This window comes from uncultured Microbacterium sp., assembly GCF_913776565.1.
GTDB lineage: Bacteria > Actinomycetota > Actinomycetes > Actinomycetales > Microbacteriaceae > Microbacterium.
The window spans coordinates 1-13,348 of sequence record NZ_CAJYPF010000090.1 but is presented as its reverse complement, the minus strand read 5'-3'; the positions used below and the strand labels follow the sequence as shown (position 1 = coordinate 13,348).

15 protein-coding genes are annotated in these 13,348 nt (G+C 70.2%); 10 read left to right on the top strand and 5 right to left on the bottom strand.

Annotation, left to right across the window (positions count from 1 at the left end):
- The 7 genes from xseA to QZ433_RS04990 all read left to right on the top strand — a co-directional run.
- Positions 1–731 (top strand): exodeoxyribonuclease VII large subunit (gene xseA / locus QZ433_RS05020; RefSeq protein ID WP_295780379.1); only part of this gene is annotated, 731 nt, incomplete at its 5' end.
- A 10-nt stretch (positions 732–741) separates the two neighbouring features.
- Positions 742–972, top strand: coding sequence for an exodeoxyribonuclease VII small subunit (locus QZ433_RS05015; RefSeq protein WP_295780378.1), 231 nt, complete (start codon positions 742–744; stop codon positions 970–972).
- Complete coding sequence (locus tag QZ433_RS05010; protein WP_295780377.1) at positions 972–1,604, top strand: DUF4245 family protein; 633 nt, start codon at positions 972–974, stop codon at positions 1,602–1,604. Before QZ433_RS05015 ends, QZ433_RS05010 begins: the two co-directional genes overlap by 1 nt.
- Complete coding sequence (locus tag QZ433_RS05005) at positions 1,601–2,266, top strand: carbonic anhydrase (RefSeq protein ID WP_295780376.1); 666 nt, start codon at positions 1,601–1,603, stop codon at positions 2,264–2,266. Before QZ433_RS05010 ends, QZ433_RS05005 begins: the two co-directional genes overlap by 4 nt.
- 26 nt (positions 2,267–2,292) lie before the next feature.
- Positions 2,293–3,687, top strand: a complete 1,395-nt coding sequence (locus QZ433_RS05000; protein ID WP_295780374.1) for a class II fumarate hydratase — start codon at positions 2,293–2,295, stop codon at positions 3,685–3,687.
- A gap of 45 nt (positions 3,688–3,732) precedes the next feature.
- Positions 3,733–5,148, top strand: a complete 1,416-nt coding sequence (locus tag QZ433_RS04995; RefSeq protein WP_295780371.1) for a HAMP domain-containing sensor histidine kinase — start codon at positions 3,733–3,735, stop codon at positions 5,146–5,148.
- Positions 5,145–5,801: a response regulator transcription factor gene (locus QZ433_RS04990; protein WP_295780369.1), complete on the top strand. Its 657-nt coding sequence runs from the start codon at positions 5,145–5,147 to the stop codon at positions 5,799–5,801. Before QZ433_RS04995 ends, QZ433_RS04990 begins: the two co-directional genes overlap by 4 nt.
- 313 nt (positions 5,802–6,114) lie before the next feature.
- On the opposite strand, the gene QZ433_RS04985 is transcribed toward QZ433_RS04990, so the two are convergent.
- Together QZ433_RS04985 and QZ433_RS04980 are read right to left on the bottom strand one after the other, a co-directional pair.
- Positions 6,115–7,476 carry a PhoH family protein gene (locus tag QZ433_RS04985; protein ID WP_295780367.1) on the bottom strand — a complete coding sequence of 454 codons (1,362 nt, stop codon included), beginning with the start codon at positions 7,474–7,476 and terminating at the stop codon, positions 6,115–6,117.
- Between the two features lie 232 nt (positions 7,477–7,708).
- The gene (locus QZ433_RS04980) at positions 7,709–8,482 is read right to left on the bottom strand and encodes an isoprenyl transferase (RefSeq protein WP_295780383.1); all 774 of its coding nucleotides are present in this window, start codon (positions 8,480–8,482) and stop codon (positions 7,709–7,711) included.
- 165 nt (positions 8,483–8,647) lie between these two features.
- Here QZ433_RS04980 and QZ433_RS04975 point away from each other — a divergent pair, with 165 nt between their 5' ends.
- Positions 8,648–9,340 carry a hemolysin III family protein gene (locus QZ433_RS04975; protein WP_295780381.1) on the top strand — a complete coding sequence of 231 codons (693 nt, stop codon included), beginning with the start codon at positions 8,648–8,650 and terminating at the stop codon, positions 9,338–9,340.
- Between the two features lie 107 nt (positions 9,341–9,447).
- Here QZ433_RS04975 and QZ433_RS04970 read toward each other — a convergent pair whose 3' ends face one another.
- Positions 9,448–9,735, bottom strand: a complete 288-nt coding sequence (locus QZ433_RS04970; RefSeq protein ID WP_295780366.1) for a hypothetical protein — start codon at positions 9,733–9,735, stop codon at positions 9,448–9,450.
- A 62-nt stretch (positions 9,736–9,797) separates the two neighbouring features.
- On the opposite strand from QZ433_RS04970, the gene QZ433_RS04965 reads away from it, so the two are divergent.
- Both QZ433_RS04965 and greA read left to right on the top strand, forming a co-directional pair.
- Positions 9,798–10,193 carry a DUF4307 domain-containing protein gene (locus QZ433_RS04965; RefSeq protein ID WP_295780364.1) on the top strand — a complete coding sequence of 132 codons (396 nt, stop codon included), beginning with the start codon at positions 9,798–9,800 and terminating at the stop codon, positions 10,191–10,193.
- Between the two features lie 106 nt (positions 10,194–10,299).
- The gene (greA, locus tag QZ433_RS04960) at positions 10,300–10,791 is read left to right on the top strand and encodes a transcription elongation factor GreA (protein ID WP_108318577.1); all 492 of its coding nucleotides are present in this window, start codon (positions 10,300–10,302) and stop codon (positions 10,789–10,791) included.
- Between the two features lie 188 nt (positions 10,792–10,979).
- On the opposite strand, the gene ilvA is transcribed toward greA, so the two are convergent.
- Complete coding sequence (ilvA, locus tag QZ433_RS04955; protein WP_295780360.1) at positions 10,980–12,209, bottom strand: threonine ammonia-lyase; 1,230 nt, start codon at positions 12,207–12,209, stop codon at positions 10,980–10,982.
- Positions 12,206–13,348, bottom strand: a 1,143-nt coding sequence (locus tag QZ433_RS04950; protein ID WP_295780358.1) for an AI-2E family transporter, incomplete at its 5' end; no start/stop codon positions are given. The genes QZ433_RS04950 and ilvA, both read right to left, overlap by 4 nt.

The window sequence follows — 13,348 nt, the reverse complement described above, 5'->3', positions numbered from 1 at the left end:
AGATCCTGGATGCCGACCCCGACGTCGACGTCATCGTCATCGCGCGCGGCGGCGGCGACCCGCAGACGCTCCTCGGCTTCAGCGACGAGCGTCTGCTGCGCGCGGTGGCCGCGGCATCCACTCCCGTGGTGAGCGCGATCGGGCACGAGAACGACCGCCCCCTGCTCGACGAGGTGGCCGACGTGCGCGCCTCCACCCCGACCGATGCGGCCAAGCGCGTGGTGCCCGACGTGAGCGAGCAGCGCGCCCTCGTGGGCCAGCTGCGGGCGCGGCTGACCGGACGGCTCACCCAGCGCGTGGTGCACGACATCGCGCAGCTCGAGCAGATCCGCTCGCGCCCCGCCCTCCGCACGCCGCACTCGATGCTGACGGCGCGCGCACAAGAGCTGTGGATGCTGTCCAACCGCGGGCGCGACATCGTCGACCGCCGCGTCGAGAGCGAGAGGCGTCGCACGAGCGAGCTCGGCGCGGGCCTGCGCGCCCTGTCGCCGCTGGCGACCCTCGCCCGCGGCTACGCGATCGCCCAGCTGCCCGACGGTGCGGTGCTGCGCGACGCGAGCGACGCCCCCGAGGGAACGTCGCTGCGCCTCACGCTCGAGCGAGGCACCCTCGCCGCCCGGTCCGACGGCGCGGTGCCCGACGCGGTCCCGCACGAAACCACCCCTCCTCCCCCGACCGATCCGCTCGACGACGAGGCAAGGGACGGCGGCGCCCCCACCGACGCCGCCTAGAATGGATGCCATGACCGCGACGACCCCCGGCCCTGCCGCCGACGTCGCCTCCCTCTCGTTCGAGCAGGCTCGCGACGAGCTCGTGCGCGTCGTCGCCGAGCTCGAACAGGGCGCACCGACGCTCGAAGAGTCGCTCGCCCTCTGGGAGCGCGGCGAGAAGCTGTACGCCCGCTGCGAAGAATGGCTCCTGGGCGCCAAGCGGCGCCTCGACGCCGCACGCGGCGAGGGAGACGACGACTGATGGCCCGCGTCGTCGCCCACCTCGGGCGCCCCGAGACCCCGCAAGAGACCGCCGACCGCAAGGCCGAGGCCTCCGCGCGCTACCGCTCGAGCAAGACGTTCCGCAACCTGATCGCCGCGCTGCTGGCGACGGTGGGGGTCGTCCTCGTCGTGATCGCCGCCGTACCGCGCGGCGAGCCGGTCCCCCAGCCCCAGCCCGACGTCCGAGCCCTCGCCGCCGAGCTCGAGGCCGACCGCGGTCGCCCCGTCCTGGCCCCGACCCTCGACGAGGGATGGCGCGTCAATCAGGCCGGAACCGAGGGCGTCGGCGGCACCGAGGCGTGGACGATGGTGTACGTGCGTTCCGGGGAACCCGGGTTCCTGCGCGTCGCGCAGGGGTTCGACGCGGACGAGGCGTGGGTCGGCCAGGTCCTGGACGGCACCCGCAGCACCGAGACGACCGAGATCGACGGCATCACCTGGAACGTCTACCGTCCCGCCAATCCCTCGGGCACCGGCAACATCGACTACGCCCTGGCCACCCCCGCCGGCCCCGACTACGTCCTCGTGTACGGAGACGCCTCCCCCGACACCGCGGCTCTGGCCGCGGCATCCGTCACGTCGCAGATCGAGCAGTTGAGAGAGGTTCCATGAGCGAGCGCATGACCCCCCGTCAGGTGTGGCAGCAGATGGTGGAGGGCAACAAGCGCTTCGTCGCGGGCGAACCGGCCCACCCCCGTCAGGACGTCGAGCGTCGCGCCGAGCTCGCCAGCTCGCAGCACCCCACCGCCGCCCTGTTCGGCTGCTCCGACTCGCGCTTGGCCGCCGAGATCATCTTCGACGAGGGCCTGGGCGACCTGTTCGTCGTGCGCAACGCCGGACAGGTCGTGTCCGACTCCGTCCTCGGCAGCCTCGAATACGCCGTCGGCGTTCTCGAAGTCCCCCTCATCGTCGTCCTCGCGCACGACGCGTGCGGTGCGGTCGGCGCCGCGATCGACAGCACGGGGCCCGACGCCCCGACGCTGCCCGCCTACATCTGGCGGCAGATCGCCCCGATCGTCCCCGCGGTGCGTCGGGTGCAGCGCGAACACGCCGTCGACGGGCACTCCCCGGCCCACGTCGACCCCGAGCTCGTGGGCCGCGAGCACCTGCGTCACACGGTCGGCGAACTGCTGCGCGCGTCCGAACTGATCAGCGAGGCCGTGGCCGAGGGCCGCACCGCCGTCGTGGGTGCCAATTACCGTCTCGACGAGGGAGAAGCCTTCCCCGTCGTCATCGTGGGCGACGTGGACGATCCGCGCGTCTCGCACAACTGAACGAAACAACCTGGAGGAACGACGACGTGACCGACATCGAGTACCGCATCGAGCACGACACCATGGGCGAGGTGCGCGTGCCCAAGGACGCCCTCTACGCCGCGCAGACCCAGCGTGCCGTGGAGAACTTCCCGATCTCGGGCACGGGGCTGGAGTCGACGCAGATCGCCGCGCTGGCCCGCATCAAGAAGGCCGCCGCCCTGGCCAACAAAGAGCTCGGCACGCTCGACGGCGCCATCGCGGACGCCATCGCCCAGGCCGCCGACGAGGTCGTCACCGGCGCCCACGATGCGCACTTCCCCGTCGACACCTACCAGACCGGTAGCGGCACGTCGTCGAACATGAACATGAACGAGGTGCTGGCGACCCTGGCCACCGGCATCCTGGGCTCGACGGTCCACCCCAACGACCACGTCAACGCCTCGCAGTCGTCGAACGACGTCTTCCCGACCTCGGTGCACATCGCCGTCACCCAGGCCCTCCTCACCGACCTCGTCCCGGCGCTTGAGCACCTTTCGACCGCTCTCGAGACCAAGGCCGATGCCTGGAAGGGCATCGTGAAGTCGGGCCGCACCCACCTGATGGATGCCACCCCGGTCACGCTCGGCCAGGAATTCGGCGGCTACGCCCGCCAGATGCGCCTCGGCATCGAGCGCGTCCAGGCGGTCCTCCCCCGCGTCGGCGAGGTCCCCCTCGGCGGCACCGCGGTCGGAACAGGGATCAACACCCCCCTCGGCTTCCCGCAGAAGGTCATCGAGCTGCTCGCCGCCGAGACCGGGCTGCCCATCACCGAGGCGAAGGACCACTTCGAGGCGCAGGCCAACCGTGATGGTCTGGTCGAGGCATCCGGAGCCCTGCGCACCATCGCGGTGTCGCTGACCAAGATCAACAACGACATCCGCTGGATGGGCTCGGGCCCCAACACGGGTCTGGGCGAGCTGCACATCCCCGACCTGCAGCCCGGTTCCTCGATCATGCCGGGCAAGGTCAACCCGGTCGTCCCCGAGGCCACCCTGATGGTGTGCGCGCGGGTCATCGGCAACGACGCCACCGTCGCGTGGGCCGGCGCCTCGGGCTCGTTCGAGCTGAACGTCGCGATCCCCGTCATGGGCACGGCGCTGCTGGAGTCGATCCGCCTGCTGTCGAATGCGATGCGGGTCCTCGCCGACAAGACGATCGACGGCCTCGAGGCCAACGTCGCGCGCGCCGAGGCGTTCGCCGGCATGTCGCCGTCCATCGTCACCCCGCTCAACAAGGTCATCGGCTACGAGGCGGCGGCCAAGATCGCCAAGCACTCCGTCGCCAAGGGCATCACCGTGCGCGAGGCCGTCATCGACCTCGGCTACGTCGAGCGCGGCGAGATCACCGAAGAGGTGCTCGACGCCAAGCTCGACCTGCTGTCGATGACGCACGCCGGCTGACACCCGCTGGCAGAACACGACGCCGAGGCGCGCCATAATCGGAGCATGAGCCGCACGACGAGATCCGTCTCGACGCGCGTGCGACTGCTCGGCGCGATCCTCGGCGTCGTGCTTCTCGGCATGATCCTCGCCGGGGGCGTCACGTTCCTCGTGCAGAGCGACCGTGTGGTCGCCAACGCCCAGCGTCAGCTGGACGGATTCGTGTCGACCGTGTCCGTCAGCGACGAGGATGCCGCGGAGCTCGTGCGCTCCGCCGTCCCCGGACGCACGGACGGCACCCTCGCCCTCGACGGTGCGCGCGTCCTGGCCGCGACGCCCTCTCCGCCCGGGCTGTCACTCGCGGACGACGGCGGCCTGGTCGGCGCCCTGGCCGCCGCCATCGCGGAGGGCCGATCGACGGGACGTCTCGACAGCGTGCACGGTCCGGTCCTGTTCGCCGCCGTCCCCGCCCCGGGGGGTTCGGTCGTCCAGGTGATCTCGATCAACCAGCGGATGGAGCTGGTGAGCCTGTCGACGGTGACCTACGCCGCCACGGCCCTCGGCGTGCTGGTGCTGGTGGGCGTGGCCGGCTGGTTCGTCACCGGTCGCCTGTTCTCTCCGCTGCGGCGCTTGCGCGACACGACCGACGCCATCACCATCGACGACCTCGGCACGCGCCTGCGCGCCCACGGCAACGACGAGATCTCCGACCTCACCACCTCGGTCAACTCCATGCTGGACCGCCTCGCGATGTCGGTCGAGGCGCAGCGGCAGCTGCTCGACGACGTGCGGCACGAACTCAAGACCCCCATCACGATCGTCCGCGGCCACCTCGAGATGATGGACCCGGCCGATCCGCACGACGTGGCCGAGACCCGCGACCTCGGCATCGCCGAGCTGGACCGCCTTTCGCGCCTGGTCGACGACATCGACGCCCTGGCCGATGTCGAGACGGGTGCCCTGTCGTCCGCGGTGATCGACGTCGGTTCGCTCACCGACCGGGTCGTCGAGCTGGCCGGCGCGATCCCCGGGCACGCGTGGAGCCTCGAGACGCGCGCGCGGGCACGCATCCGCGGCGACGCCGACCGTCTGGTCCAGGCCTGGCTGCAGCTGGCCGACAATGCGGCCAAGTACACCCCCGCGGGCACGCCCATCGAGATCGGCAGCACCGCCGACGACCTCACCGCCCAGCTGTGGGTGCGCGACCACGGTCCCGGCATCCCTCCCGCGGCGCGGCACCGTGTCTTCCGGCGTTTCGACCGCCTGTCCACCCGACGCGGCGTCGAGGGGTCGGGCCTCGGCCTGTCCATCGTGGATGCCATCGCCAAAGCGCACGACGGTCACTGCTCCGTGAGCGAGACCCCCGGCGGCGGCGCGACCGTCACGCTGCACATTCCGATCACGGGCGCGCCCACGGCCGGAGAACTCCCGACGCCGGTGCGTGCCGGCGACGTCGTCCTGCAGAGAGAGGCCACCGGATGACCCGCATCCTCATCGCCGAGGACGAGGACCGAATCTCGTCCTTCGTCGCGAAGGGCCTCGAGTCCGCCGGCTACCAGACTCTGGTCATCGACGACGGCGCCGAAGCCCTCGAGCGTGCCCTGTCGGGCGACGTCGACCTGATGCTGCTCGATGTCGGCCTGCCCTCCCTCGACGGTTTCGAGGTGCTGCGGAGTCTTCGGGGACAGGGATCGACGCTCCCGGTCATCATGCTGACGGCGCGCACGAGCACCCGCGACACCGTCGACGGCCTCGATGCCGGGGCGAACGACTACGTGGCCAAACCGTTCAAGTTCGACGAACTCCTCGCCCGCGTGCGCTCGCGCCTGCGGGAACCGGTGACGACGACGTCGATGTCGATCGCCCACGGCGACGTGACCCTCGACGTCCTGTCCCGTCGGGCGACGGTGGGCAGTCGCGAGGTGGACCTGAGCGCGAGGGAGTTCGCCCTGGCCGAGGAGTTCGTCCGGCACGCCGGTCAGGTGCTCAGTCGTGAGCAGCTGTTGAGCCGGGTCTGGGGAATGGACTTCGACCCCTCGTCGAACGTGGTCGACGTCTACGTGCGCTACCTGCGCGCGAAGCTCGGGCCGGCGCACATCGTCACCGTGCGCGGAGCCGGCTACCGCTGGGAGTGAAGCTGCCCGACAACCCGAAAACCCCCGGCGGGGGAACCGGGGGTTTCAGGAGAGGCGTCCGGTGGTCTTCCGACTCACCCGAAGAGCGGTGACCTGCGCGTGACGTTCTCGTTGTGTTTCCTTGGGGGGAACCGCCGAGGCGGTGGCGAGGTCTCCCTCGCCGACTCCTCCACTCTGGCAACGCTTTGTGAGAACGCGGGGAGCAGAAGATGAGAAAGCTCTCATCCAGGTCCCACTCCCGATGAGACCGCGTCTCACTGCGGCGATGAAAGGGCCGGGATGCCGCGGCATCCCGGCCCTTTCGGATCCGTCCTCAGGACAGCTCGCCCGCCTCCAGCAGCTCGGTCACCAGGGCGGCGATGGCGGACCGCTCGGAGCGCGTCAGGGTGACGTGGCCGAAGAGACCGTGGCCCTTGAGCGTCTCGATGACCGAGGCGACGCCGTCGTGGCGTCCGACCCGCAGGTTGTCGCGCTGTCCCACGTCGTGGGTGAGCACCACGCGGGAGTTCTGCCCGATGCGGCTGAGGACCGTCAGCAGGACGTTGCGCTCGAGGGACTGCGCCTCATCGACGATCACGAACGCGTCATGCAGCGAACGGCCGCGGATGTGCGTCAGCGGCAGCACCTCGAGAAGGCCCCGGGCGAGCACCTCCTCGAGGACGTTGCCCGAGACGACCGAGCCGAGCGTGTCGAACACCGCCTGACCCCACGGGCCCATCTTCTCCGCCTGATCGCCGGGCAGATAACCGAGCTCCTGACCTCCGACGGCGAACAGCGGCCGGAACACGATGATCTTCTTCTGCTGCTGACGCTCGAGCACGGCCTCGAGGGCGGCGCACAGCGCGAGCGCCGACTTGCCGGTGCCGGCCCGACCGCCGAGCGAGACGATACCGACCTCGGGGTCGAGCAGCAGGTCGAGGGCGATGCGCTGCTCGGCGGACCGACCGTGCAGGCCGAAGGCGTCGCGATCCCCGCGCACGAGGCGGAACTCCCCCTTGCCGGTGACGCGTCCCAGGGCCGAGCCCCGCTCCGAGTGGATCACGAGCCCCGTGTTGACCGGCAGCCCCGCGACCGCGGCGCTCACCCCCACCTCGGTCTCGTACAGGTCGGAGATCTCATCACCCGACAGGTCGATCGTGGCGATGCCGGTCCACCCGGAGTCCATCGCCTGCTCGGCGAGGTACTCCTCGGTCGCGAGCCCGAGGGATGCCGCCTTCACCCGCATCGGAAGGTCTTTCGACACCACGGTGACCGCGGCGCCGTCTTTGGCGATGTTCATGGCCACCGCGAGGATGCGACTGTCGTTCCCGCCCGTGCGCATCCCGGAGGGAAGGACCGAGGGGTCGGTGTTGTTCAGCTCGACGCGCAGCGTGCCGTCGTCGCCGACGGGCACGGGGAAGTCGAGGCGTCCGTGCTCGATGCGCAGCTCGTCGAGGTGGCGCAGGGCCTGTCGGGCGAAATAGCCGATCTCGGGATCGTGTCGTTTTCCCTCGAGCTCCATGATCACCACGACGGGGATCACCACGGAGTTCTCCGCGAAGCGGAAGAAGGCCCGCGGATCGCTCAGCAGGACGGAGGTGTCCAGGACGTATGTGCGCAGGGCCTGATCGGCGCCCGCTCCGGACTCGGTGCTCTCGACGACGTGACGCTGGTCGTACGGTGCTCGTGCAGTCACAACCCACTCCCGACCCGGGTGCAGCACCCGGTTGTCACGAGTCGACCTGTGGGTCACGAGTCGCGATCCGAAGGTCGACTCGACCGGACTCCATGTCCGATGTGATCACCGTACGACGCCGCGGGAGCCACATGGGTCGTTAACACGCCGCGAATGTGACGACTTGGTGAACACCGGTTTGACGCGGTTCTGCGAGCGCAGATCGTTTAGTCCCGGATGCCGCCGCCCGGCGCTATTGACCGAAGCGCCGGTCGCGCGTGGCGAAATCGCGGATGGCCCGGAGGAAGTCCACCTCGCGCAGATCGGGCCCGAGCGCCTCGACGAAGTAGAACTCGGAGTGTGCCGACTGCCACAGCAGGAAGTCGCTGAGGCGCTGCTCGCCGGATGTACGGATGACGAGGTCCGGGTCGGCCTGGCCGCCCGTGTACAGGTGCTCGCCGATCTGCTCGGGCGTGAGGCTGGCCGCGAGCTCCTCCAGAGAGCCACCCGACTGATCGTGCTTCGCGATGATCGAGCGCACGGCATCCACGATCTCGCTGCGGCCGCCGTACCCGACGGCGAGGTTCACGTGCAGGCCTTCGTGCCCGCGCGTGCGCTCGGTGGCCTCGTGCATCACCTCGGCGAGCTCGGGCGGAAGGCCCTCGGCACGGCCCACGTGCTGGACGCGCCAGTTCGGCTCGCGCGAGAGCTCCCCCGCGAGCTCGGCGATGATCTCGAGCAGATCCCGTAGCTCCTGACTGTCGCGCTTGCGCAGATTGTCGTGCGACAACAGGTACAGCGACACCACCTCGATGCCCAGCTCGTCGCACCAGCGCAGGAACTCGTGCATCTTGGCCGCGCCCGCACGATGACCGTGGGCGGCGCTGTCGAACCCGAGCTGGCGGGCCCAGCGGCGGTTGCCGTCGATCATCATGGCGACGTGATGCGGGACATTCGCCGGGATCTGCCGCCGCAGACGCGAGATGTAGAGACGATAGAGGGGGCCACGCCCCTCGTTCTTCCACATCCGCGCCACCCGCCTACGCTACCGCGTCGCACCTCGCAGAACACTGTCGGAACGGGTGGTCCTTGCTGGGGGAAGGGTGAGCGTCCGCGCATGTACTGCCGGGCGCATGGGCGCGGACGTAGGGTCGGAGGCGTGACCACCTCCATCCCCGCCGACGGCCCCGAGATGCCCCAGTTGCCCCTCCTCGAAGCGGGCGCGGTGGGTGCGCAGGCCGAGCTCAAGCCCACGTGGCGCGGGTGGATCCACGCCGGCACGTTCCCGGTCGCCATCGCCGCCGGCATCGTGTTGATCGCCCTCGCCCAGGGGGCCCCCGCCAAGTGGGCGGGAGCGGTGTTCATGGCGACCTCCATGCTGCTCTTCGGCAACTCGGCGCTCTATCACCGCTTCCACTGGAAGCCCACGACGCTCGCGGTGCTCAAACGCATCGACCACGCGAACATCCTGCTGCTCATCGCGGGCACCTACACGCCTCTCGCCGTCCTCGCCCTGCCGACGCCCCAGACCGTGCTCCTGCTGTCGATCGTGTGGGGCGGCGCGGTGCTCGGCATCCTGTTCCGGGTCTTCTGGATCAACGCTCCGCGCTGGCTCTACGTCGCTCTGTACCTGGCGCTGGGGTGGGCCGCGGTGATGTACCTCGGCGACCTGCTCGCGGCGAACGTCGCGATGATGGTGCTCGTCGTCGTGGGCGGCCTGCTCTACACCGCGGGCGCGATCGTCTACGCGATCAAGAAGCCCAACCCGTGGCCCGGGCACTTCGGCTTCCACGAGATCTTCCACGTGTGCACGGTGCTGGCGTTCCTCTGCCACTGGACGGCGTGCCTGCTGATCTCGCTCGCCCCGGCGTACCACGGGGGCTGATCCCCCGCGCTTCTCGCGCGAGTCGCCCGCCGCGCGACGCGCCGACGATTGTCGCTTCCGAGCCGCTCGAAGCGACAGATCGTGGCGACTCGCGAGGTGGGACGGGCTCAGCGGCGGGGAGCGGCCGGGTCGATGTCCTCGTCGTCCGTCCGGCCGACGTCCTCGGCGGCGCGCCGGGCGGCGATGGCCTGCTCCTCGGCATCCAGCTCGGCGTTGACCTCTTCGCGATAACGTCCCCGGCGGATGCGGCGCAGCATGTCGAACACCAACAGGAACACCGCCACGCCGATGAACGCGATCGCGGCGAAGCCGAGCGGGCCGGGGGTGACGATCGACTCGTCGGGGGTGACGACCGGTGACGGGGTGGTCGCGAGCGCGACGATCACGGGGAGCATGGAGTCCTTCTTCCGGGCGGAAGCGCGTAGCCTGGAAGTCCAGCCTAAAGCCCGGAGACACCATGACGACGCACGCCCAGCTCGACGATCGCTACGGGCGCACGCGCTCCCCGCGGCGCCGCCTCGTGGGGTGGTCGATCGTCGCCGTGCTCGCCCTGGGGGCGATCGGGTTCCTCGGGTGGACGACGGTGTCGAGCAGCCTCAACGCCGTCACGGCCACCGACACGGGCTTCACCGTCGACGACGACCGCAGCGTCTCGGCGACGTTCCAGATCACCGCGCCCGTCGGCCAGCCCGTCGCGTGCGCTCTCGAGGCGCGCGACGAGGAGCACGGGACGGTGGGCTGGCGAGTCGTGCAGTACCCGGCATCCGAAGATCACACCCGAGCCTTCACCGAGCGGATTCCGACGCTCTCGCTGGCGACGACCGGTTTTGTCAACGCCTGTTGGGTCCCGTAGACTCGCAGGCCACGACGCGCCCCGGCTCGATGCCGGGGCGTTCGACATATCCCCCGCCGACGGCCCGAGAACGCATCGCCGTCTGCGCCTCGACGAAGGAGTACCCGTGTCCAACGACGCTCAGGTGACGTTCCTCACGCAAGACGCCTACGACCGTCTCGCCAACGAGCTGGAGCACCTCTCGACCACCGGTCGCGAAGAGATCGCCAAGCGCATCGAGGCCGCGCGCGAAGAGGGCGACCTCAAGGAGAACGGCGGCTACCACGCCGCGAAGGACGAGCAGGGCAAGCAGGAGGCCCGCATCCGCACCCTCCAGCAGCTGCTGAAGGATGCCAAGGTGGGCGAGGCCCCCGAGAGCCACGGTGTCGTGGAATCGGGCACCGTCGTCACCGCCGTCGTCGCGGGCGGCGAAGAGAAGTTCCTGCTCGGCAACCGCGAGATCGCGGCGAACTCCGAGCTCGACGTCTACAGCGAGGCCTCGCCGCTGGGCGCCGCCATCATCGGCCTCAAAGAGGGCGACAAGGGCTCGTACACGGCCCCGAACGGCAAGGAGATCTCGGTCGAGATCGTCAAGGTCGAGACGTACTCCGGCCAGTAAACGCCCCTCGTCCGCGAGCCGCTCCCCCACGACGGGGTGGGCGGCTCGCGGCGTTTCACGACGAGTTCGCGCCTCTTCCGGGATGTGCCGCACTCAGCCCGAGCCCGCGCACACCGATGGAGGTCGTGCGCATGACGGGGGCTGTGCACGCCCCGCGCCGCGGCAGCCCGGCGTCCGACGGCGCCGTGTCAGTCCGGGACGACCGTCGCGACGAAGCCCGCGTCCTCGAGCGTCTTGATCACCAGGGCGCGGTGCTCGGCACCGCGGGTCTCGACGCTCAGCTGCAGGATCACCTCGCTGATCTGCAGGCCCTGTCCGTGCCGCGTGTGCAGCACCTCGATGACATTCGCGCCCACCTGCGCGAGCAGCTCCGACACGCGCGCGAGCTGACCGGGTCGATCGGGGAGGGGGATGCGCAGCGACATGTAGCGGCCGGATGCCGACAACCCGTGGGCGACGACGCGCTGGAGCAGCAGCGGGTCGATGTTGCCGCCCGAGAGGATCGTGACCGTGGGCCCACTGGCCTTCACCTTGCCGGCGAGGATCGCGGCGACGCCCACGGCGCCGGCGGGCTCGACGACCTGCTTCGCGCGTTCCAGCAGCACGAGCAGGGCGCGCGCGATGTCGTCCTCGGTGACCGTGACCACCTCGTCGACGTACTGCCGGATGAGCTCGAACGGAAGGTCGCCGGGTCGCGCGACGGCGATGCCGTCGGCGATGGTCGGAGTGGTCTCGACCTGCATCGGATACCCGGCGGCCAGCGACGTCGGGTACGCGGCCGAATTGTGCGCCTGCACGCCGATCACGCGCACCCGGCGCCCCTCGGCGGCCGCGCGCGCCTTGACGGCCGCGGCGACGCCCGCGGCGAGCCCTCCCCCGCCGATACCCACGATGACGGTCTCGAGGTCGGGCATGTCCTCGACGAGCTCGAGGCCCAGCGTGCCCTGCCCCACGACGATGTCGCGGTGATCGAACGGGTGGATGAGCACCGCTCCGGTCCGCTCTGCGAACTCCGCGGCGAGGCGCAAGGGCGTCTCGACGGTCGCACCCTCGAGGATCACCTCGGCACCGTACCCGCGCGTCGCGAGCAATTTGGGAACCGGCACCCCGAGCGGCATGAAGATCGTCGCCGCCATGCCGAGCTGCTGTGCGGCCAGGGCGACTCCCTGCGCGTGGTTCCCCGCCGAGGCTGCCACCACCCCGCGGGCGCGCTCTTCCTCGGTCAGCCGCGACAGGCGGTAGGTCGCCCCGCGGATCTTGAACGACCCGGTGCGCTGCAGGTTCTCGAGCTTGAGATTCACGGGCACACCGAGCAGGTCGGTCAGGTGCAGCGACTCGTCGAGGGGCGTGCGCGTGATGATGCCGCGCAGAGCCTGCGCGGCATCCTCGAACTCGGCCAGAGTGGGAGTGTCGTTCATGATCTCCTTCCGCGCTCGCGCGGGACGGTCTGCCAGATGAGATCTCGGGATGCCAGGGCTTCGCCCTCGTGACGCCACGCCTTCGAGCTGAGGTACACCGCGACGACGTTGACGAACGCGGCGAGGGGGACGGCGAAGAGCGCCCCGGCGATGCCCCCGATCATGGCGCCTCCGGCGACGACGAGGACGACCGCGAGCGGGTGCACCTTGACCGCCGAACCCATCAAGATGGGCTGCAGCACGTGGCTCTCGATCTGCTGCACGCCCAGCACGACGATCAGCATGAACAGCGCGATGAGCGGGCCGTTGTAGACGAGGGCGATGAACACCGCGAGGGCTCCCGTCGCGACGGCCCCGACGAAGGGGATGAACGCGCCGAGGAACACCAGCACGCCGATGGGGATCGACAGCGGAACGCCCAGGAGGAATGCGCCCAGACCGATGCCGATCGCGTCGATCGTGGCCACGAGCAGCTGGGTGCGGGCGTAGCTCTTGACCGTCCGCCAGCCCGCGCGTCCCGCGCCGTCGACGGCGGGTCGTGCCACCCGGGGGAACAGCCGGGTCGTCCAGCGCCAGATGCCCCCGCCGTCGGCGAGCAGGCACAGCAGGATGAACAACGTCAGCAGGACGCCGGTGCCGACGTGCCCGATCGTGGTTCCGATCGCCAGCGCCCCGGTCCAGAGCACCTCTCCCTGCTGCTGCAGGAAGGTGCCGGCCTGGCGCAGACCGTCGTCGATCTGCTGCGCGCTCAGGTGGAGGGGGCCGCTGATCAGATAGTCGCGGAACTGCGAGACGGCGTCGACGGTGCGCTGACGCACGGAGCCGAACTCGCGGGTGATCTGCCAGACCGCCAGCCAGACCAGGCCCGAGATGATCGCGATGGTGCCGAGCACCGTCACGACGATCGCGAGCCACTTCGGCCACCGGTGGCGGATGAGGAGCGAGAATCCCGGCCACACCAGTGCGGTCACGAGGATCGCCACCAGCAGCGGGATAACGAGGAGCTTGAGCTGGATGACGAGGAACACCACGACCGCCAGGGCCGCGGCGATCACCAGCAGACGCCACGCGTAGGCGGTGGCCTGGCGCAGAGCCGGGGGAACCGGCGGCTGCAGGTCGCTCGACACGGTGCGCCGTTT

Bases quoted from the DNA above. Each gene is read 5' to 3' on its own strand.
- QZ433_RS05015 (WP_295780378.1), top strand. From the start codon at position 742: ATGACCGCGACGACCCCCGGCCCTGCCGCCGACGTCGCCTCCCTCTCG.
- QZ433_RS05010 (WP_295780377.1), top strand. From the start codon at position 972: ATGGCCCGCGTCGTCGCCCACCTCGGGCGCCCCGAGACCCCGCAAGAG.
- QZ433_RS05005 (WP_295780376.1), top strand. From the start codon at position 1,601: ATGAGCGAGCGCATGACCCCCCGTCAGGTGTGGCAGCAGATGGTGGAG.
- QZ433_RS04995 (WP_295780371.1), top strand. From the start codon at position 3,733: ATGAGCCGCACGACGAGATCCGTCTCGACGCGCGTGCGACTGCTCGGC.
- QZ433_RS04990 (WP_295780369.1), top strand. From the start codon at position 5,145: ATGACCCGCATCCTCATCGCCGAGGACGAGGACCGAATCTCGTCCTTC.
- QZ433_RS04980 (WP_295780383.1), bottom strand. From the start codon at position 8,482: ATGTGGAAGAACGAGGGGCGTGGCCCCCTCTATCGTCTCTACATCTCG.
- QZ433_RS04975 (WP_295780381.1), top strand. From the start codon at position 8,648: ATGCCCCAGTTGCCCCTCCTCGAAGCGGGCGCGGTGGGTGCGCAGGCC.
- QZ433_RS04970 (WP_295780366.1), bottom strand. From the start codon at position 9,735: ATGCTCCCCGTGATCGTCGCGCTCGCGACCACCCCGTCACCGGTCGTC.
- QZ433_RS04965 (WP_295780364.1), top strand. From the start codon at position 9,798: ATGACGACGCACGCCCAGCTCGACGATCGCTACGGGCGCACGCGCTCC.
- ilvA (WP_295780360.1), bottom strand. From the start codon at position 12,209: ATGAACGACACTCCCACTCTGGCCGAGTTCGAGGATGCCGCGCAGGCT.